Origin of the sequence: Acinetobacter sp. ANC 4173 (assembly GCF_004331255.1) — a bacterium.
In the GTDB taxonomy this organism is placed as follows: domain Bacteria; phylum Pseudomonadota; class Gammaproteobacteria; order Pseudomonadales; family Moraxellaceae; genus Acinetobacter.
Map to the genome: position 1 here is coordinate 185,047 of NZ_SJOF01000003.1, position 20,333 is coordinate 205,379.

Annotated in this window: 14 protein-coding genes and 2 tRNA genes; 8 read left to right on the forward strand and 8 right to left on the reverse strand. The window is 44.0% G+C overall.

What is annotated here, in order from left to right; all coding sequences use genetic code 11:
- The first annotated feature begins 21 nt into the window (after positions 1 to 21).
- From E0H94_RS05610 to E0H94_RS05620, 3 genes are all read left to right on the forward strand, one after another.
- A tRNA-Ala gene (locus tag E0H94_RS05610) sits at positions 22 to 97 on the forward strand.
- A gap of 30 nt (positions 98 to 127) precedes the next feature.
- A tRNA-Glu gene (locus tag E0H94_RS05615) sits at positions 128 to 203 on the forward strand.
- A 128-nt stretch (positions 204 to 331) separates the two neighbouring features.
- A complete protein-coding gene (locus E0H94_RS05620) occupies positions 332 to 673 on the forward strand; it encodes a hypothetical protein (RefSeq protein WP_131325505.1) in 342 nt (113 codons plus the stop codon).
- Positions 674 to 695: 22 nt separating this feature from the next.
- Here the strand turns inward: E0H94_RS05620 and E0H94_RS05625 are convergent, their stop codons facing one another.
- A complete protein-coding gene (locus E0H94_RS05625; protein WP_131325506.1) occupies positions 696 to 1,673 on the reverse strand; it encodes a cation diffusion facilitator family transporter in 978 nt (325 codons plus the stop codon).
- Positions 1,674 to 1,839: 166 nt separating this feature from the next.
- Here E0H94_RS05625 and E0H94_RS05630 point away from each other — a divergent pair, with 166 nt between their 5' ends.
- On the forward strand, positions 1,840 to 2,643 hold the full coding sequence (locus tag E0H94_RS05630; protein ID WP_131325507.1) for a DUF4198 domain-containing protein: 804 nt from the start codon (positions 1,840 to 1,842) through the stop codon (positions 2,641 to 2,643).
- A 45-nt stretch (positions 2,644 to 2,688) separates the two neighbouring features.
- Here E0H94_RS05630 and E0H94_RS05635 read toward each other — a convergent pair whose 3' ends face one another.
- From E0H94_RS05635 to E0H94_RS05650, 4 genes are read right to left on the reverse strand one after another with little or no spacing between them, the layout of a single operon-like run.
- Positions 2,689 to 5,871 (reverse strand): efflux RND transporter permease subunit, encoded by a 3,183-nt coding sequence (locus E0H94_RS05635; protein ID WP_131325508.1) that lies wholly within the window; start codon positions 5,869 to 5,871, stop codon positions 2,689 to 2,691.
- Positions 5,861 to 7,108 carry an efflux RND transporter periplasmic adaptor subunit gene (locus E0H94_RS05640; RefSeq protein ID WP_131325509.1) on the reverse strand — a complete coding sequence of 416 codons (1,248 nt, stop codon included), beginning with the start codon at positions 7,106 to 7,108 and terminating at the stop codon, positions 5,861 to 5,863. Before E0H94_RS05640 ends, E0H94_RS05635 begins: the two co-directional genes overlap by 11 nt.
- Position 7,109: 1 nt before the next feature.
- Positions 7,110 to 8,480, reverse strand: coding sequence for a TolC family protein (locus E0H94_RS05645; RefSeq protein WP_131325510.1), 1,371 nt, complete (start codon positions 8,478 to 8,480; stop codon positions 7,110 to 7,112).
- A 54-nt stretch (positions 8,481 to 8,534) separates the two neighbouring features.
- Positions 8,535 to 8,963, reverse strand: coding sequence for a cation efflux protein, CzcI-like (locus E0H94_RS05650; RefSeq protein ID WP_413773004.1), 429 nt, complete (start codon positions 8,961 to 8,963; stop codon positions 8,535 to 8,537).
- A gap of 179 nt (positions 8,964 to 9,142) precedes the next feature.
- Between E0H94_RS05650 and E0H94_RS05655 the strand changes: the two genes are divergently transcribed.
- Positions 9,143 to 9,571 (forward strand): tetratricopeptide repeat protein, encoded by a 429-nt coding sequence (locus E0H94_RS05655; RefSeq protein WP_227548554.1) that lies wholly within the window; start codon positions 9,143 to 9,145, stop codon positions 9,569 to 9,571.
- Positions 9,572 to 9,623: 52 nt separating this feature from the next.
- Here the strand turns inward: E0H94_RS05655 and ettA are convergent, their stop codons facing one another.
- On the reverse strand, positions 9,624 to 11,285 hold the full coding sequence (gene ettA, locus E0H94_RS05660) for an energy-dependent translational throttle protein EttA (RefSeq protein WP_086209193.1): 1,662 nt from the start codon (positions 11,283 to 11,285) through the stop codon (positions 9,624 to 9,626).
- Between the two features lie 293 nt (positions 11,286 to 11,578).
- Between ettA and E0H94_RS05665 the strand changes: the two genes are divergently transcribed.
- Together E0H94_RS05665 and E0H94_RS05670 are read left to right on the forward strand one after the other, a co-directional pair.
- Positions 11,579 to 12,856 (forward strand): O-acetylhomoserine aminocarboxypropyltransferase/cysteine synthase family protein, encoded by a 1,278-nt coding sequence (locus tag E0H94_RS05665; RefSeq protein WP_131325512.1) that lies wholly within the window; start codon positions 11,579 to 11,581, stop codon positions 12,854 to 12,856.
- A gap of 284 nt (positions 12,857 to 13,140) precedes the next feature.
- Positions 13,141 to 14,028 carry an SDR family NAD(P)-dependent oxidoreductase gene (locus tag E0H94_RS05670; RefSeq protein ID WP_116759037.1) on the forward strand — a complete coding sequence of 296 codons (888 nt, stop codon included), beginning with the start codon at positions 13,141 to 13,143 and terminating at the stop codon, positions 14,026 to 14,028.
- A 118-nt stretch (positions 14,029 to 14,146) separates the two neighbouring features.
- On the opposite strand, the gene E0H94_RS05675 is transcribed toward E0H94_RS05670, so the two are convergent.
- Both E0H94_RS05675 and E0H94_RS05680 read right to left on the reverse strand, forming a co-directional pair.
- Complete coding sequence (locus tag E0H94_RS05675; RefSeq protein WP_131325513.1) at positions 14,147 to 16,336, reverse strand: SulP family inorganic anion transporter; 2,190 nt, start codon at positions 16,334 to 16,336, stop codon at positions 14,147 to 14,149.
- Between the two features lie 280 nt (positions 16,337 to 16,616).
- Positions 16,617 to 18,983, reverse strand: a complete 2,367-nt coding sequence (locus tag E0H94_RS05680; RefSeq protein ID WP_131325514.1) for a Tex family protein — start codon at positions 18,981 to 18,983, stop codon at positions 16,617 to 16,619.
- A gap of 336 nt (positions 18,984 to 19,319) precedes the next feature.
- Between E0H94_RS05680 and ompR the strand changes: the two genes are divergently transcribed.
- Positions 19,320 to 20,084 carry a two-component system response regulator OmpR gene (ompR, locus tag E0H94_RS05685; RefSeq protein ID WP_116759040.1) on the forward strand — a complete coding sequence of 255 codons (765 nt, stop codon included), beginning with the start codon at positions 19,320 to 19,322 and terminating at the stop codon, positions 20,082 to 20,084.
- Positions 20,085 to 20,333: the final 249 nt, after the last annotated feature.

Sequence of the window (20,333 nt, forward strand, 5' to 3'; positions counted from 1 at the left end):
AATATTGCGCTCACACAGACTGGGGTCATAGCTCAGTTGGTAGAGCGCTACAATGGCATTGTAGAGGTCAGCGGTTCGATCCCGCTTGACTCCACCAAAAAATCGTTTTACCTGTGTTGCCTCATAAGTCCCTATCGTCTAGAGGCCTAGGACATCGCCCTTTCACGGCGGTAACCGGGGTTCGAATCCCCGTAGGGACGCCAAATTCAAAAAAGCCACTGTTCAACAGTGGCTTTTTTATTGCCTCAACAAAACATAAATTTGCCTGAATTATTTTAGCTCTGTACAACATTCCGCTAGAATAAACTCAGATAAAAATGATGGAGCTGAAATGCAATACCGTTGCCCAAAATGCCAAAGTCCGAAGATTATGCCTGTTGCTCAAGCCAATGCGCCTGCAGCACGCCCAGTTGTGCCAAAAAGTTTGGTGTTCCTTGTGCCTTCCATTTTTGTTTTGTTGCTTTTGGTGTTAATTAGCATCGCCATGTGGTTATTTGGTGATGGTGCAGGCTCAACCCTGCAAATTGCAACGGTTGTGGTGTTTGTGATCTGTGCTGTTGCAAGTTTCTTGTTCTACCGCGATTTACCCGATTTCAAAATTTCAATGCAATCATTTATGCAATCCCAAAAAAAATGGAAATGCCGTGAATGCGAACACGAGTGGGAAATCTAATTCAATCCAACTTCACATCAGCTTAATGCTGATGTGAATGGTCATGAGTGTCTTGCTCTGAATGAACATGCGCTGGTGCTTCATGTTGATGAACCCCTCGCTGACTATGTGCATGCGCCATACATTCATCATCTTCAATCTGTAAAGTCATTTCCGCGATACCATATTGCTGATGTAGCATCGCGGAAGCTGTCTGATACAACTGTTTTTGATCGGCATGTGGTGCATATAGATGCACAGTGAGATGAATGTTTTTAGAGCTGATGGCCCAAACCTTGAGTTGATGGATACTTTCCACTTTAGGCAATTGTAGTAAATCTTGACGCAATTGCTCTATATCAATTTCTTCTGGTACCCCTTCCAATAAAATATTAATACTCTGTTTCAGTAAAATCCACGTCCGTGGCAACACCCAAAAGCCAATCAAGACAGCAATCAGCGTATCCACCCAATACCACTGGGTAAAATAAATCACAATGGCCCCAATAATCACTCCGACTGAACCTAAGGCATCACTTAAAACCTCTAAATAAGCGCCTTTCACATTCAGACTTTCTTGTGCACTGGAAAACAAGATGCGCATGGAAATTAAATTAATGATCAAGCCAATGACGGCCACAACCAACATACCCATACTTTGAATTTCTGGAGGATGACTAAAACGCTGATAGGCTTCGTATAAAATATAGATGGCAACTAAGAACAACATTAGCGCATTAAATAACGCCGCTAAAATTTCGAAACGCTGATAGCCAAAGGTCCGTTTATTATCCGCAGGTAATTTGCCAATTTTAATGGCGACCAAAGCAATCGCGAGTGCTGCTGCATCGGTAAACATATGTGCCGCATCCGAAAGCAATGCCAAACTCTGCGTAATAAAACCCGCGATGACTTCAATAATTAAAAAAATACTGGTCAGCATTAAAGCGAAACTTAACTTCTTCGCATTTTTTTCAGTCACGGTTGCATGTGTATGCTCATGCCCATGCGATCCACTCATATTGTTGCCTCTATTCATTCTTATTTCAGTCAACTTGGTCAAATTCGACCTACACGTTATATTTTACTTTGCAAAATATATGAAAATAATTATCATTTGCATATCTAATTGATTGGCTAAGTCTTCACTTATCTTCTCGCATCATTTTTGAAATTGGAATTCTGTTATGAAAAAAATTGTTATTCTTTCTGGGGTACTGCTGAGCAGCTATGGCTTTGCACATGAACCTTATGTCGCGCCACTGGCCTTTACCACGGATAACACCCAAATTCCTGTTATTGCAGCTTATGCAGAGCAAGCCTTACAAGCAGAATATGCACTCAAAGATCCACAATTTACCATTGTTCAACCCAACCAAAAGCAAGCCACCTTACAGCCCACAACGACTTTAAAATCTGCCACCACCTTTGATTTACCCCTACCCGAAAAAGGCACCTATACGGTTTTTGCCAAGACCAGTTACCCAATCCAATATGTTCAGCATAATAAACAATGGAAAATTTTAGCCGATGCGACAGCAGAGCAAGTCCCGCCTTTAAGTGAGCGTGATTATGTGATTGCCAGCGACTTTAAGGGCAAATTGCCCAAAAAAGTAGACACCGTTCGTGAATGGACCTTGCAGACTTATATCAGCAAACAATCGACTTCTGCGATTGCTGCGAGTTCAGCACCGATTCAGGTCAATTTTTCTACCCATCCGAATGCACTGATCGCGCAGCAAGCGGTTCAGCTCCACATTCATAAAGCCAATAAACCTTTAGCTCAGGCTGAGTTAGTGGTTCGTGCTCAAGGTGCAACTGAAGCTCAAGCACTCCGCATTCCTGTACACAATAATGGCAGTGCCAATCTTACTTTTCCACATGCTGGAAATTACTTGATCGAAGTGTCTGAAAAACTCGATAACAAAGCGACTCCGAAAAATCAGTACGCCACCATTATCAGTGTCCATGTTGCTCAAGCAAATTCTTAAGACTCAACAATGCCTTGATTCAAAGCGAATCAAGGCATATTTCATTTAACTTGCTTTAGCTTCATGCATCCAACGATACAAAATTGGCAAAAGTACCAAGGTCAGCATCGTCGAAGATAAAATCCCGCCAATCACCACGGTCGCAAGCGGTCGTTGCACTTCCGCCCCTGTTCCTGTCGCCAAAGCCATGGGAATGAACCCCAATGAGGCAACACAAGCCGTCATCAACACAGGGCGTAAACGCAAAATTGCACCTTGCCATGTGGCAGGGTAAATATCTAAATGCTGTCTTAGCTCTTTGATAAAGGTCAGCATGACCAGACCATTCAAGACCGCAACACCTGATAAAGCAATAAAACCTACCCCTGCTGACATTGAAAGTGGAATATCACGTAACCATAAAGCAATCAAACCACCACACAGCGCAAATGGCACTCCAGTAAACACCAGCAAGCTCTCTTTGATGTCATGAAACACGGCCATGAGTAGAATAAAAATTGCAATTAAGGCCAGCGGAACCACCCAGAGCATACGGTTTTTAGCGGAGATTAAATTTTCGAACTGACCACCATAATCTAACCAATAGCCTGCGGGTAAAGGCTGCTCTGCCAGCGTCGTTTGCAGTTCCTGTACAAATGAACCCAAATCACGCCCTTCGACATTAGCAGTCACCACCATACGGCGTTTGCCATCTTCACGGCTCACTTGGTTGATCCCTAAAATGGTTTCAACTTTGGCCACGTCTTGTAGTTGAATGAGTCCGCCATTGGCGGTTTGTAGCGGCAATACAGCTAAATGTTCAGGCGTTCGCTGTTGCTCATCTAAACGAATGACAAAATCAAAGCGTCGATCACCTTGTAAAATTTGTCCAATATGTTGACCACCCACGCTGGTCGCCACCAAATCTTGAATCGCTTTGACCGACAAACCATATTGCGCCGCTAAGGCTGGGTTCACCTCTACATTCAACAAAGGAAGACCACTGGTTTGCTCAATATTGACCGCCGTTGCGCCTGAAATGCGCTGAATTTTTTGCGCAATCTGCGTCGCCTGCTGATTCAGCACCTGCATATCATCGCCAAAAATCTTGACTCCGACATCACTGCGTACACCTGAAATCAGCTCATTAAAGCGCAGTTCAATCGGTTGAGAAAACTCACTGTTATTGCCCGGTAAAGTCGCCAGAAAAGCGATCATACGTTGCCGTAGCTCATCGAGGCTTTGTTTGGATTCTGGCCATTGCTCACGTGGCTTTAACAATACAATCGCATCGGAAATATTGGGGGGCATCACATCTGTTGCGACCTCTGCGGTTCCCGTACGCGCAAAAATTGCCTTAATTTCAGGAAATTGTTTTAACAGTAACTTTTCAGTATTTTCCTGCATGCGCAAGGACTGTTCTAAGCCCGTACTCGGCGAACGCATTTGTTGTACCGCAAAATCCCCTTCGCTCAATTGCGGTGCAAACTCACTCCCCACCTGTGTGGCAAGTACACCTGTAAAAAATAAAATACACAGCGCTAGCGTCAGTACCAAGGCTTTGAAGTCATAGGCCCAGTTCAATAATCGCGTGTACTGCTGCTTCAGCCAGAGCATCCAGCGACTTTCGGTTTCTTTGACCTCCCCCGTGACCCATAAGGCCACCGCGGCAGGGACAAAACTGATCGAGAGAAGAATGGCGCCTATCAGGGCCAACACGACCGTCATTGCCATGGGGTGAAACAATTTGGCTTCTACTCCTGACAAGGCAAAAATCGGGAAATACACCACCAAAATAATCAATTGACCAAAGATTAATGGTCGACGTGCCTGCTTCGCTGCTAAAAACACTTCCTGAAATCGTTCAGAACGGGTGAGTAAGCGTCGATGTCGATGCTGGGCTTCTGCTAATCTGCGAATACAGTTTTCCACAATCACCACAGCCCCATCCACGATGATGCCGAAATCCAGTGCGCCCAAACTCATTAAATTGGCACTGATGTTCTGTTGCGCCATCCCCGCTAAAGTAAACAACATCGAAAGTGGAATCACACAGGCGGTGATCAGTGCGGCACGGAAATTCCCCAGAAATAAAAACAGAATCACGATAACCAGAATTGCACCTTCGACCAGATTTTTCTGTACGGTGCGTATCGCACGATCGACCAGACTGGTACGGTCATATACGGTTTCAATAACCACACCTTTGGGTAAAGACTGTTGTACCTGTTTCAATTTGGCATCCACAGCTTGCGCGACAGTACGACTGTTCTCACCCATCATCATCATCGCGATACCCAATACCGTTTCTTCTCCGTTATAGGTTGCGGCCCCTGTCCGTAAATCATAACCTATGGAAACTGTGGCAACATCAGCCACCCGAATCGGAAAACCATTTTTGTTGCTGATACTGACATTTTGAATCGCTTTGATATCAGTGAGTGTACCTGGTACCCGTACCGTCAATTGCTGACCATTCTGTTCAATAAAGCCTGCACCACGGTTTTCATTATTTTCAGTAAGCGCAGTTTGTAACTCACTGAGTGGAATTTGCAATTGCTGTAAGCGTTGTAAATCTGGCGTGACCACATAGGTTTTGTTATACCCACCAATCGAGTTGACCTCCGCAACACCTGCGACACGTTGCAATTGTGGACGAACAATCCAGTCCTGAATTTCACGCAAATCCATAGCACTATACACTGTACCGTCTGCCTTACGTGCATTCGGTTCTGCCTTAATTACCCATTGATAAATTTCACCCAACCCCGTAGAAATGGGCGACATAGTCGGAATAATGGCTTCAGGAAGTTCCGCCTGTGCTTCTTGTAGACGCTGATTGATCAACTGCCTTGCCCAATAAATATCGGTACCATCCTGAAAAATAATGGTGACCTGAGACAGACCATAACGTGAAATGGAACGGGTTTGCTGTAACTCAGGCAAACCTGCCATGGCATTTTCTATGGAATAGGTAATTCGTTGTTCGACCTCCAAGGCTGTAAAGCCTGTGGCTTGGGTATTAATTTGCACCTGCGTATTGGTAATATCGGGCACAGCATCAATTGGCAATTGTTGATAGCTGTAAATCCCGACTCCAATCCACGTCAGCACAAAGAGCATGACCCAAATGGCATTGCGAATAGAAAACTGGATGATGCGGTCAAACCATCCTCCTGGCGGAGGTAAACCGTCTGAAGTAAGCTGTGCCGTTTCAACCTCGGGTGGAAGCGGTGGTTTAGTGTGCATGGCTCGCCTCTCCTTTCTCTAATTCAGATTTGAGTAAGAAGCTGCCTTGTGCTGCGTATTGTTGTCCCTTATTTAAACCAGATTGCACCTCTATCCATTGACCATCGCTAGAGCGAGCGCCTAAAGTCACGGCTTGAGGCATAAATTCAATTTTTTGCCCATGCTGACTAGCCACAAATACCGCATCTTTCCCTTCCACTTGCTGTAGCGCACTGGTCAAAATACGTAAACCCTGTTGCGCTTGCTGCTGTTGTAACTGTACATTGACCATTAAATTCGGACGTAATTCTGACGCACTGGACAAAACTTTTGCACGGACTTGTAGACGTCCCGTTTGTACATCGGCCTGACTATTTAAGCTTTGAATTTGTGCCTTAAATAAATTTCCTGTTTGTAAGGATTTAAATTCAAGCGTTTGATTTGGCACAATTGCGGCAAATTCACTGCTCGGTGCAATAAATTCCAGCCACAATTGATCCAACTGATCAATCACAAACAATTGATCAGCCAGTTGTACATTCTCACCCACCACCAGATCTTTCTGACTGATCACACCTGCGATGGGTGCCTTTAATACATAACGCCCTTGGCTGCTCGTTTGAGCACCAAAAGCAGATAAGCGTGAGCGTGTTGCTCTGACCTGAATCTGCGCTTGCTGATAGGCGTGATAGGCACGTTGATAATCCTGCTGGGCAGAAATACCTTCTGCCCATAACTTTTTCTCGCGCTCATAGTCTTGCCGTGCCAATTCCAAATTGGCTTGCGCAGTTTGTAAATTGGCTTGTTGATCAACCAGATCTGGCACCAATAAACTGGCGAGTGCTTGTCCTTTCGCGACCTGCTGCCCCAATTCGACATAGACAGCTTCCACATGCCCAGCAAATGCAGGAGCCACATGCGCTTGGCGATCAGTATTCACCACCAATTTGGCAGGATAAGCAGCCGATTTCAGCACAGAACCCAACTCTGCAACAGCCAGTTGAATACCTTGTTCAGTGACCTGTTTAGCCGTTAAAGCAATTGCGGTTTCATGTTCCTCCGATTCTTCATGCCCTTCTTCATCTGCATGTTCTTCTGCCTCAGCGTGTCCGTGCTCATCCTCCTTCGTAGATGACTTTTGCGTCAAGAACAACACCGCTATAGACACCGCCGCCGTAACCACGACCGCCAATATCATTAACAGTTTTTGGGAGATTTTCCCCTGTTGATTTAATCTCTTATTGCTCAAATTCAACATGTTAGTTTCCCCCACCAATCGCCGATAATGCCTGTGTGTCTTGCCCCAGGCTTTGATTTAATTGTGCAATCGCATCTTTGTTCATGACCTGATTCGGATCAATGCCTAAACTGAGGCTTTCTGCTGCAAGGACGCACTGCCAAGCATCTTTCAACAATTGCACTTTACGCATACGAACTTCTTGCAACTGCAAAGTGGCTTGCTGTACATCCAAAAGTGCAAATTTACCGACCTTAAAGCCTTGCAGCGTCTTTTGTTGAACGGTTTGCGCTAAAGGCAGTTGCGTCTGTTGCAATGCACGAAACTGCACTTCTAGACCTTGCAATTCCGTCAGTAAACTCCCCACCTGCAAGGCATTTTGCTTGAGATAAAATTCCTGTTGCTGCTCTAGCTGAGTTTGCTGCGCCTGCACGATTTCCTTGCCATATTGCTGACGGTCAAACAGATTCAACGGAATGGAAATACCGACCACTAACGTATTGTCCGTATTCGTTTCTACCGATCGACTGCGATTCACCCCGACATTCACAGTAGGACTGGGACGTGCTTGAGCTTTCAATTGCTCAATTTTGGCGTGTGAATCCAGCAACAATAATTGCCGATTTTTTTCCATTAAATTAGCAGCTAAATGCTGTTGGACTTGCTGGGCTGTCGTTACAGGCCATATGTGCTGGGGACTAAGTGCAACAGCCACCGACTGATCCCGCTCTCCCCAAGCACTCGACAAATACTGTTTTGCCAACTGAACTTGTAAATCAGCCTGTCGGAACAAACGCAAACTTTCGGCATGAGTCAAGCGAGCACGATCGACATCGACCTGTGCCACACTGCCGGCCTGATAACGCTTTTGAATGGCATCCAGATTTTCTTCACTGACCCGTAATTGCTCTTGTACCACCTGACGTTCCAATTCATAAATCGCCAGTTGTGACCACAAATATTTGACTGCCAGTTCCAATTCGGCTTGATAGATCTGCTGTTTCAGTCCAATGTGCTGTTGGGCAATTTGCGCGCGTTTTTGCTTGGCCTTGCGTTCACCAAAAACATCCAGACGCTGGGAAATGCCCAGTGCAAATTCCCGTTCCTGATCTGAATTAAAGCCCGTTTGCTGTATGGACAACTCTGGATTTACCCACAGCTTTGCCTGTTTGATATTTGCAGTGGCAATTTGCTGTTGCGTTTTCCATACGCCTTGGGTCTGTTGATACTGTGCTGAACGTTGTATAGCTTGTGACAACGTGATTGATGGTATCTGCTCACCCGCCCAGACTGGCAAGCTGTAAAGCGCCACACTCAACGCTAGTCCCATTGCACATACAGATATACGTGAACGGTCGAAATTTGAAACTTTCGAAGTTTTAAAAGACATCATACTGCCCCACTAAAATGAAAAATTAGTGGTGGGCCATATTTTCGGCTACCCCACCTATAGCGGGGTCAAAACAGGAGGCGGATTGGTGAGGAATAAATGGGGCGACTGATACAGGTTTTGCCAGTTAAACTGAACCTGAACCAATTGAGGAATAAAAACAGGAGATAAAGCCGACTGCTGAGCTTCCGTCAGCATGACATGTGCAAAAGAAGGCAAATGATCGCTATGATCGTCTTGTGCAAAGGCCGCCAAATCAAAGGAAGATATGTGTTGCGTCGTACTTTTCTTTACCATTCCATGCGCTTTTGACTCGCAACTGGCAGTAACATGATGTCCAAAATGCGACATCGTACTCACGCGCTTGGGTTCTTCATGCACACAAAATGCCGCTGCCACGTTCCAAAGACTTTGAAACATGAACAAACTCAGCAATATGGTGACAAAAAGACGAGAACGTTTCACTGCATAAAATACGGTCAACACAATTTGCGAACACTATAACAGCTTCAAGCATGTAATAAAATTACACGCCAAAATTGACTGGAAGCTTTAACAGAACATACCAATAAAACCATTTTGTTACAATAATTTAATACATCTTTACGCCAGAACGTTTAAATTAAATATTGACCATTGCAGTTGTCAGCGACAAGGAGGAGATGATGAATATGCAATACTTCAATACAGTACGGACACTATTATTTCACACTCCCTATAACGACTCGGCGGCCCCCGTATTTGACTTTTCCGCCGAACATGAATACCAACGTGGACTGCATTTCGAGCAATTGGCTTTAAGCGAACATTATTATATGTTCATGCACAAAAATATATTGCAATCTATGCACAAGTTAAACCACCCCGTCATTTCAAGCCATACCCGTAATGCAATATGGTATTTTCTGCGCTCCGCCTTACGCGGTTACCCTGAAGCAGAATTTAAAATGGGCATTGGTTACTTAAATGGACAGTTGGGTTTAGATCGCAATTATGCCAAAGCCGAACGATGGCTAAAAAAAGCCGCTCAGGATGGTCATCCAGATGCTAAACGCTGCCTATATCATGCCTACAGCGAACTGGCTTTTTCTTAAATCATTCCCATAAAAAAACCAGCCCGAAGGCTGGTTTTTTTATGCAGTGAGATTAACCACCGATTTTTTTGTATTTGGTACGCTTTTGTACCGCATCTTCGCCTAAACGTGCTAAGCGGTATGCTTCATACTCAGCATAGTTGCCTTCGTAGAATTCAGGTTGTTCATTTTCAAATGACAAAATGTGCGTTGCAATACGGTCAAGGAACCAACGGTCATGCGATACCACCATCACTGTGCCTGGGAAGACCAAAATGGCATCTTCAAGCGCACGTAAAGTTTCGATATCCAAGTCGTTCGATGGCTCATCCAGTAAGATCACGTTTGCGCCCATTTGCAGGATTTTCGCCAGTTGTAAACGGTTACGCTCACCACCTGACAATTCGCCTACACGTTTTTGCTGATCTTGGCCTTTAAAGTTAAAGCGACCGATATAAGCACGTGATGCAATTTCGTATTCGCCAATTCTTAAGATATCTAAACCGCCAGAAACTTCTTCCCAAACAGTTTTGTTGTTATCTAAAGTGTCACGAATCTGACCGACATACGCCACTTTAACCGACTCACCTAAAGTCACCGTACCTGTGTCTGGCTGTTGTTCACCCGTCATCATACGGAACAGTGTGGTTTTACCCGCACCGTTTGGACCCACAATACCCACAATTGCTGTAGGCGGCACGGTAAAGCTGAGGTTTTCGTATAGTACGCGACCATCAAATGATTTGCTGATGCCTTCCACTTCCACCACTTTATTACCTAGGCGTGGACCAGGTGGAATATAGATTTCAGACGTTTCGTTACGCTGTTGGAATTCGCGTGAGTTAAGCTCTTCAAAACGCTCCATACGCGCTTTGTTTTTCTTTTGCTGACCTTTCGCATTTGAACGAACCCATTCAAGTTCTTTCTTTAATGCTTTCGCAAAAGATTCTTCTTGTTTCTGTTCTTGCTCTAGACGCGCATTCTTTTGCTCTAACCAAGCAGAATAGTTGCCTTGATACGGAATACCCATACCGCGGTCAAGCTCAAGAATCCATTCCGCCACGTTATCCAAGAAATAACGGTCATGCGTAATCGCCACAATGGTGCCGGCAAAGTCTTTCAAGAAACGCTCTAACCAAGACACAGACTCTGCATCCAAATGGTTCGTCGGTTCGTCTAAAAGCAACATGTCTGGCTTAGATAAAAGCAAACGACACAGCGCAACACGACGACGCTCACCACCTGACAGTAAAGTCACGTCAGCATCCCAAGCTGGAAGATTCAACGCAGCTGCGGCTTGATCCATTTGGTTGCTGAGGTTATGCGCATCCCATGAATGGATAATCGCTTCTAATTTTTCTTGCTCTTTAGCGAGCTTATCGAAGTCTGCATCTTCAGCTGCATATTCAGCAAACACTTCATCCAAACGTGCCAAGGCATCTAATGGTTCGCGTAAACCATCTTCTACGTTGCCACGCACGTCTTTATTTGGATCGAGCGGTGGTTCTTGCTCTAGATAACCAATTTTGATACCCGGTTGCGCACGCGCTTCACCAGAGAAATCTTTGTCTACGCCCGCCATAATACGAAGCAAGGTCGATTTACCTGCACCGTTTAAACCAAGTACACCAATTTTTGCACCCGGGAAAAATGACAAAGAGATGTCTTTTAAGATTTCGCGCTTAGGCGGAACCATTTTAGACACTCGGTTCATCGTATAAATATATTGGGCCACGTAGGACTCCTCAATAGAAAAACCAAAAAATCGCCAGAAGCGAAAAATATTTGCGGGCATTATACGATGAATACGTTGAAAAAATAAGGCATCAAACTGATCTTCAATGCAATGTTACAACTTTCATCTCGGTTGTTTTTTAAACATACTCTTTATCACCCTCTTCTGCAGACAACGTGCTCCTCACAGCTCATCTTTATGAATTTTTTAGATAAATATTCATTATTTTCACACTTTCACTCATATTCATTAATGGTAGACTGTGCAAAATTTAACTCACGCAGATGAAGTTCATGACCTATAAAGACGAAACTTTAGCCATTCATGCAGGTTACAGCCCTGAAGCCACCACCAAAGCAGTGGCTGTACCGATTTATCAAACCACTTCTTATGCCTTTGATAATACGCAACATGGCGCTGATTTATTTGACCTTAAAGTCCAAGGCAATATTTATACCCGAATTATGAACCCGACCACTGCGGTGCTAGAACAACGTTTAGCCGCACTCGAAGGGGGCATTGGTGCGTTGGCCTTAGCATCTGGCATGGCAGCCATTACTTACGCCATTCAAACCATTACCGAAGCAGGCGACAACATTGCTTCGGTGTCGACCTTGTACGGTGGCACTTATAACCTGTTTGCGCATACTTTGCCAAAACAAGGCATTGAAGTCCGTTTCTTTGATTATCAAAATCCAGAAGCCTTACGCGGTTTAATTGATGAAAAAACCAAGTTGGTCTTTGTTGAATCCATTGGCAATCCACTGGGTAATATCATTGACCTAGAAGCCATTGCCAAAATCGCACATGAATATGGCGTGCCTGTGGTGGTTGATAATACCGTCGCAACTCCTGCGCTGCTGAAACCCTTTGAATATGGGGCAGATATCGTGGTGCATTCCTTGACCAAATATATTGGCGGGCATGGTAACTCGATTGGTGGCGCGATTGTCGACAGTGGCAAATTCCCTTGGGGCAAATATCCTGAGCGCTTTAAAGTGCTGAATACACCCGACCCAAGCTATCACGGCGTGAACTATGTCGAAGCTTTAGGTGAGGCAGCTTATATCGCACGCGCACGTGTGGTGCCATTACGTAATACTGGTGCTGCGATTAGCCCTTTAAGTGTGTTCTTGATTTTACAAGGCTTAGAAACGCTAAACCTACGTATGGAGCGCCATACTGACAATGCGCAAAAAGTGGCAGAATATTTGCAAGCCCATCCGAAAGTACAATGGGTCAACTATGCCGGACTGAAAGATCACCCTCAGCATGGCTTGGCACAAAAATATGTCAAAGGCAAACCCTCTGCCATTTTATCCTTTGGGGTACAAGATGGTCGTGAAGGCGGGACGCGCTTTATTGATGCCCTACAACTCTTCACTCGCTTGGTCAATATTGGCGATGCTAAAAGTTTGGCTTGCCATCCAGCCACCACCACCCATCGTCAATTGAATGAAGCTGAACTAAAGTCTGCTGGAGTGAGTATTGATATGGTTCGCCTTTCTGTCGGGATTGAACATATTGATGATCTGCTTGTAGATTTGGAACAGGCTTTAGCAACCGTCTAAAGAAAAAATCAAGACCTCTTTTGAGGTCTTGATTTTTGAGCCTTTTCTCTTGGAATTTAAGTCAAATCGTGTTAAAAATAAGGAAATAAAATATCATAAATAGAGCAAATACTCTAAATTTATTTATAAATTCAATGACTTATTTATAGCTTTTTTCAGTATATCCGTTATCATTATGCGTGTGAGTTTTAGTCAACTCATAGAATAATGTGAACCAAGTTCTCCAATAAAATAAAGACAATTTAGAATTTAAGTGAACTAAATTCTAATCAGGGAAACACAGCGTGAAAGCAAAATTAGAGAAACTCTTTCAGGACCGTATCCACGGCAAAACCGTACTCATTACTGGCGCATCTAGTGGCATTGGCCTAACTACAGCACATCGTCTTGCTAATGCGGGTGCACATGTCCTCCTCGTCTCGCGTACCAAAGAAACTTTAGATGAGGTCAAAGCAGAAATTGAAGCCAAAGGTGGCAAGGCCTCTGTATTTCCATGTGACCTTAACGATATGGAAGCCATTGATGCGGTCTCTAAAGACATCTTAGCGTCTGTAGAACATATTGATATTTTAATTAACAATGCTGGTCGTTCAATTCGTCGTGCCGTACATGAATCACTTGATCGCTTTCACGATTTTGAACGCACCATGCAACTGAATTATTTTGGGGCCGTACGTTTAGTCCTGAACCTCTTGCCACACATGATGGATCGTAAAGGCGGTCAAATCATTAATATCAGCTCAATCGGTGTTTTAGCCAATGCGACTCGCTTCTCTGCTTATGTCGCCTCTAAAGCAGCCCTCGATGCATTTAGCCGCTGTCTATCTGCAGAAGCACATGCGCATAAAATTGCCATTACCTCAATTTATATGCCGCTGGTGCGCACGCCAATGATCGCGCCAACCAAAATGTATAAATACGTCCCTACGCTGTCTCCTGAACAAGCAGCCGACTTAATTGCTTATGCGATTGTGAAGCGTCCAAAGAAAATTGCCACCAATCTTGGTCGTTTAGCATCCATTACTTATGCCATTGCTCCAGACATTAACAATATGTTGATGTCGATTGGCTATAACCTATTTCCAAGTTCTTCTGCATCAATCGGAAAACAAGAACGCCTCAATTGGGTACAAAAGGCGTATGTCCGTCTGTTCCCAGGTGAACATTGGTAAGATCCAAATATTCAAAAAGCCTGTCCAATGACAGGCTTTTTTATATCTTTATTTTGATTTCAGTCTCAACATATTTCTACATAACACCCAGTATTTCACTACCAGATATGATCAACCTTTAGGTTTCCAGAAAATTGACTCGACCTGTTTTCACATCATAAATCGCACCTACAATTGCAATTTGTCCTTGCTGAAACATCTCTGCCAACACGGTACTATGTTGCTGAATATATTGCATGTTATACAACACATTCATCGCTGTAACTTGATCCAAGAAAGCTTTACTGAGCTCATGCGGCTGCATAATCTGATACACGCTGTTGACCGATTGCATTAATGGCCCCAACACATATTGAATATGCGGCATCTCCTTCACCTCCGCAATCTGTTTCTGTTGTAAGCGTAATTGACATGCACTACTGACTGCACCACAGTCGGTATGTCCAAGGACCACAATCACTTTAGAACCTTTAGCCTGACAGGCAAACTCGAGCGAGCCTAATACCTTTTGTCCTGCAATATTGCCTGCAATCCGTAAACTAAACAGATCTCCAATCCCGACATCAAATAACATTTCTGTTGGCGCACGTGAATCCATACAGCCCAATACTGCTGCAATCGGGTGCTGACCTTGATCAGCCGTGACACGGATCTGACGGTAGATATCCCGTTGCAAGCGGTCATTTTGAACGAAACGCTCATTACCTGCTTTAAGTAAATCAATCACTTGTGCTGGACTCAATTGACGCTGTAATTCGGCAGTGCTGATATCAATATCTAGAGTTGCATCATCCAGTTCTTGATAATGTTGTTTAAAGCCAATCAATTTCACATCAACTTGACGCTTCAGTGCTGTTTCAGCTTGATAATCCTGAATGACCTGATAGATATCTGCATCAATCGATTCCGACTGTGTGGCGTCAATAATTAACTGTTCACCGGCATGAATATGCTCCAGTGCTGAAATGAGGGCTGAACGATTCAAAAAAGTGACTTGTGACGGTAGCTCAATACGAGTCACGACACCATGTAAATGATGCTCTTTATAAATTCTGACACCTTTATAAAAGTTTCCGTACAGAATAAAAGCCGCACTACAGAATAACCCAACCAGAATACCCATCAACAAATCAGTCAGCAAAATCGCTATTAGGGTAATAATAAATGGCACAAACTGTTTCCAACCCTTTTGATACAACTGCTGGAACAACTTAGGATGCGTGAGTTTAAAGCCCGTCGCCAATAAAATGGCAGCCAATGCCGATAAGGGAATCATATTCATCAATGGCACAAAACATAGCATGGCCAACAACAGCAATAGCCCATGAATCACACTGGAATACTTACTCCGCGCTCCTGAATTCGCATTGACCGAACTACGGACAATCACCGAAGTCAATGGCATTCCACCAATAGTACCCGAGACCACATTGCCAATGCCCTGCGCCCACAATTCACGATTTGGAGGTGATGAGCGTTTATATGGGTCTAATTTGTCCGCCGCTTCCAGATTCAGCAACGTTTCCAAAGAAGCGACCACGGCTAAAGTCAGTGCTCCTGTATAAATTAAGGGTTCGGTTAAATAACGCCAATCAGGTCCCGTCAATACCTGCTCAGGTGCCAACCAAATGTTGGGTAATTGAATTAAATTTGAGGTATTGACCGCCCAAGGAGACCCAATGGTAATGAATAGATAATTTACTCCTGCTGCCAGAGTTACAGCGACCAATGCTGAGGGAATATTGTATTTTCTGAGAGGGCTACAATCCCACATTAAAATCAGCAATAAGCTGAATAAGCCAATCAGTGCAGCACCAGCATCAACTGTGGCAAACACGGTGTGAATTTGACCTCCCCAGAGCTGTTCCCATGAGAAATTGGAAAAACCCAACAGATAAGGCAATTGGCTGAGAATTAGAATAATTCCAATAGCCGCCAATAACCCCAAAATAACATTGTTGGGGATAAAGTTGGCAAAGAAACCAAGCCTAAGTAAACCAAAGCCAATTTGCAGTAGACCTGCAAAAATAATACACAATAAAAAAGCGGCATAATTGCCGCCTAATTGATCCAATTGCACCAGAATCACTGCCGTTAGCCCTGCTGCTGGACCCGCAACGCTAATGTGTGAGCCACTCAAAAGCCCAACAACTATACCGCCAATAATTCCCGAGATAATCCCTGAAATAATTGGCGCACCAGATGCAAGCGCAATACCTAAACACAGCGGTAATGCCACCAAAAACACCACTAAACCTGACAAAGCATCCCTGATATGGAATCGGTTTTTTGTTTCTAAAGTCAACATAGTTAAACCGTTTATAATGATTAAATAGCAAAAAGTTTACGTCTGTATATTAATATCCAGACGCTCTCAATCTTGTCGGACAATCTGCTGGGTGAAAAGTGAAGTTCTGCTGTGCTGTTGTGAAGGTTTAACAGCTTTTAATATTATTTTTGTTGATCTTCAGATTCGGCTCATCTTGAGATTAAAAATGCGACTACATATCAGTTCAAAATATATCTCGATATATTTTAAGCATAAAAAAACCTCCCGATTGGGAGGTTTTTTTTAGTTGAACTAAGGCTTATTTCGAGCCTTTAATCCCTGCTTGTAATAACAATGCACCTAAACCACCAATTTTGTTGTCTTGTGGTTTATTGGCTTGCGGCTTTTGACCACCTTGACGTTGTGGACGGTCACCTTGAGGGCGTGTCTGCTGTGGACGTTTCGCTTGTGGCTTACGTTCAGCACGCTGTTCCTGATTTTGCTCACGACGTGGTTGACGCGGTGCTTTAGCTGGCGCTTCAGAACCTTCTGGACGCATTGACAAGTTCACGCGATTACGCTCGGCATCGACTTGTAATACACGCACCTGAACAATTTGACCTGGTTTCACGACTTTGTGTGGATCAGAAACAAACTCATTGGCCAATTCAGAAATATGTACCAAACCATCTTGATGTACACCGACATCAACAAAGGCACCGAAGTTGGTCACATTGGTCACGACGCCTTCAAGTTGCATCCCTTCAGTGAGTTGAGCAACTTCCGTAATGTCTTCACGGAATTTTGCCGTACGAAATTCTGGACGTGGATCACGGCCTGGTTTTTCTAATTCACTTAAAACGTCTTGAATGGTGGGTAAACCAAACTGCTCATCAGCAAAATCTTCCGCCTTCATTTGACGAATAATTTCACTGTTGCCAATTAAGTCTTTCACAGTGGTCGCTTTCGCCGTCACCATTTTCTCGACTAGACCATAACTTTCAGGGTGCACCGCAGATGCATCTAGAGGTTCACTACCATTTTGGATACGCAAGAAACCTGCCGCTTGTTCAAAGGTACGATCGCCTAAACGAGGTACTTTCTTCAAGGCTTGACGGTTGTCAAAACGACCATTTTCTTTACGGAATTCTACGATTTGCTGTGCAATGGCTTTATTCAAACCTGCGATATAACCCAAAATTGCCGCAGAAGCGGTGTTTACATCAACACCAACGGCGTTCACACAGTCTTCAACCACAGCATCTAGAGTTTTGGCTAAACCTGTTTGGTTCACGTCATGTTGGTATTGGCCAACACCAATCGATTTTGGATCAATTTTGACTAATTCAGCCAATGGGTCTTGTAAGCGACGCGCAATTGAAACCGCACCACGAATCGACACATCTAACTCTGGCAACTCAGCCGAAGCCAACTCCGATGCTGAATAAACCGATGCCCCTGCTTCACTCACCGTCACACGCGTAACTTTTAGCTCAGGGTGTTGCGCCATCATTTCAGCAACGACAGCTTCTGTTTCACGGCTGGCTGTACCATTACCAATTGCGATTAAATCGACATTGAACTCTTGGCACAAACGCGCTAATTCAGCGATTGAACCCGCTTTATCTTCTTTCGGTGCAAATGGGTAAATCGTGCTATGTGCAACCACATCACCAGATTCATTCACCACAGCCAATTTCACCCCTGTACGAATACCAGGATCTACCCCGAGGGTACAACGGCTGCCTGCTGGTGCAGAGAGCAATAAGTGACGTAGGTTTTCAGCAAAGACTTGCATGGCTTCAGCTTCGGCATTCAAACGCTTTTCAGTCAATAATGAATGTTCGATGCTTGGACGAACTTTACCCAACCAGAACAGTTTCGCGGTTTGCTTTAAAAAGTCTTGACGTGCTTGTGGCTGAACTTGATCTAAGTTGTATTCAACTTCAGTACGCGCCAATGGTGCATTATCGTCACCATCTATCTTTAAGCCCAAAACATTTTCTTGGCGACCACGTAACATCGCCAATAAACGATGTGAAGGGACTTTGTTTAGGTTTTCAGAGAAATCAAAATAATCGCGGAATTTTTTACCGACTTCTTTTTTCTCTTCACTTGCCACTAAGCTTTTCAGTACGGCTGTTTTAGCAAAAGTGGTTTTTAACTCTGTAGTTAAAGCAATATTTTGTGCCCAGTCATCAATCAGAATGTGCTGGATCGCGTCAAGTTGGCTTTCCACATCTGGGTATTCTTCATGACTAAAACCAGCCAAGGCTTCACTTGGTTCAACAGCCTCTTGAAAGATTTTTTCTGCAATTGGACCCAAGCCCGCTTCTTTCGCTTTAAACGATTTACTGGTGCGCTTTGGACGATATGGCGCGTAAATTTCTTCTAAAGCATTTTTGGTTTCAGCAGCTTTTACACGTGCCAATAAATCATCTGACAATTTATTTTGTTCTTTCAATGATTCAATGACTTTTTCGCGACGCTCGTATAAATCTCTTAAATAAGCTAAACGTGTATCAAGCTGACGTAATTGAATGTCGTCTAAACCTTGCGTCACTTCTTTACGGTAACGTGCGATAAATGGAACGCTTGCGCCTTCATCGATTAGTTTAATCGCAGCTTCAACCTGATTTGAACGTACGGCAAGCTCTGTTGCCAACTGCTGAACTAAGTCAGTCATCGTGTTTGATCCCACAAGGATAAGTTCTAAAAGCCATGATTATAAAGACCAAGACCATAAAATCCACAACTGTTTTATTAAATTTCATTCTGATTGAATTTGCCAATTTTCGATTTTTTCACCATTCACACACTTTTTTTGCATATTCAGGCAAAGAACTGCAGTAAATCAGGCGTTAATCCGCTATTTTAGATGTATATATTTGGTATCTATGTCTTGATTTTATCTGCGATATTTGTTGCTTTAGAACATAGCAAATCGATATAAATGAATCGTATACTCCTAATGATCCTCGACCCCGTATACGATGACAATAAAGAATAAGGAGCACACATCATGAGTTTAGTTGTACCTGCAGAACATGGCGATGTTGTACATGCAGAAACTGATCGCGTTGAACGCATTCTCGTCGTAGATGATGATGTGCGTTTACGGACACTGTTACAGCGCTTTTTGGAAGACAAAGGCTTCGTGGTGAAAACAGCGCACGATGCCACCCAAATGGATCGCTTACTCCAACGCGAACTATTTTCTCTCATCGTGCTCGATTTTATGCTTCCTGTGGAAGATGGTTTAAGTATTTGTCGTCGTTTGCGCCACTCAAATATTGATACGCCGATTATTATGCTGACCGCTCGTGGTAGCGACTCAGACCGTATTGCGGGTTTAGAGGCGGGCGCCGATGATTATTTACCTAAACCATTTAATCCGAATGAATTGTTAGCCCGTATTCGTGCCGTATTACGTCGTCAAGTCCGTGAAGTACCTGGCGCACCTAGTCAGCAAATGGAAGTGGTGAGTTTTGGTCCGTGGTCTTTAGACCTCTCCACACGTACCCTCACTCGTGAAGGTCAAGTGGTTACTCTCACAACAGGTGAATTTGCTGTACTGAAGGCCCTCGTGCAACATCCACGTGAACCTCTCACTCGTGACAAATTAATGAATTTAGCACGTGGACGTGAATGGGGTGCCATGGAACGTTCAATTGACGTACAAGTCTCACGTTTACGTCGTCTAATTGAAGAAAACCCAGCCCGTGCCCGTTATATCCAAACGGTTTGGGGAGTCGGTTATGTTTTTGTTCCAGATGGCGCTGAATAAAATTAAAGAATAAGACTCCACTCGATCAGTACACTGCTTAACAGTGACATGGTGGCATCTTTCCTTTAGGCTCAAATTTAAAGATTAAGCTGCGGTTCGCCTTACTTTTGTTTCGGCAAAAGTAAGCAAAACCATTGTCTTCTGCAAAACTCGGCATTTTTCTGCATCTAAAACCTATACTCGCAGAAACTTTAGCAATCTAAAGACCTCCTGCCTCGAACAATTGCAGATGACGTCTTCGCGTATCGC

Bases quoted from the DNA above. Each gene is read 5' to 3' on its own strand.
- E0H94_RS05620 (WP_131325505.1), top strand. From the start codon at position 332: ATGCAATACCGTTGCCCAAAATGCCAAAGTCCGAAGATTATGCCTGTT.
- E0H94_RS05625 (WP_131325506.1), bottom strand. From the start codon at position 1,673: ATGAGTGGATCGCATGGGCATGAGCATACACATGCAACCGTGACTGAA.
- E0H94_RS05630 (WP_131325507.1), top strand. From the start codon at position 1,840: ATGAAAAAAATTGTTATTCTTTCTGGGGTACTGCTGAGCAGCTATGGC.
- E0H94_RS05635 (WP_131325508.1), bottom strand. From the start codon at position 5,871: ATGCACACTAAACCACCGCTTCCACCCGAGGTTGAAACGGCACAGCTT.
- E0H94_RS05640 (WP_131325509.1), bottom strand. From the start codon at position 7,108: ATGTTGAATTTGAGCAATAAGAGATTAAATCAACAGGGGAAAATCTCC.
- E0H94_RS05645 (WP_131325510.1), bottom strand. From the start codon at position 8,480: ATGATGTCTTTTAAAACTTCGAAAGTTTCAAATTTCGACCGTTCACGT.
- E0H94_RS05655 (WP_227548554.1), top strand. From the start codon at position 9,143: ATGAATATGCAATACTTCAATACAGTACGGACACTATTATTTCACACT.
- E0H94_RS05665 (WP_131325512.1), top strand. From the start codon at position 11,579: ATGACCTATAAAGACGAAACTTTAGCCATTCATGCAGGTTACAGCCCT.
- E0H94_RS05675 (WP_131325513.1), bottom strand. From the start codon at position 16,336: ATGTTGACTTTAGAAACAAAAAACCGATTCCATATCAGGGATGCTTTG.
- E0H94_RS05680 (WP_131325514.1), bottom strand. From the start codon at position 18,983: ATGACTGACTTAGTTCAGCAGTTGGCAACAGAGCTTGCCGTACGTTCA.
- ompR (WP_116759040.1), top strand. From the start codon at position 19,320: ATGAGTTTAGTTGTACCTGCAGAACATGGCGATGTTGTACATGCAGAA.